Origin of the sequence: Pseudomonas sp. 2822-15, assembly GCF_002742515.1 — a bacterium.
Classification (GTDB): Bacteria; Pseudomonadota; Gammaproteobacteria; order Pseudomonadales; family Pseudomonadaceae; genus Aquipseudomonas; species Aquipseudomonas salomonii.
In genome coordinates this window covers 1-232 of record NZ_LJRY01000265.1, presented here as the reverse complement: position 1 = coordinate 232, position 232 = coordinate 1, and the positions used below count along the sequence as shown (strand labels likewise).

The 232-nt window shown below is 48.3% G+C and carries 1 pseudogene; it reads left to right on the top strand.

What is annotated here, in order from left to right:
* Positions 1-3: 3 nt before the first annotated feature.
* Positions 4-232: pseudogene (locus AOA59_RS33640) on the top strand (allophanate hydrolase); the annotation flags it as partial.

Genomic DNA, 232 nt, shown 5'->3' with positions numbered 1-232 from the left:
AATATTCTACTTGGCAACCCACGTGGAGCAGCAGGGCTAGAAATCACGATGGTTGGTCCAACCCTAAAAGTACTTAAACCCACTGTTATTGCGATAACAGGAGCTGACCTCACCCCTACAGTGGATGGGGAAGAGGTAGGCATGTGGCGAAACATTTTTCTGAAAGAAGGACAAATCCTACGCTTCGGAAAACCAAGATCCGGAGCGAGATCCTACCTTACCGTTTGGAGTG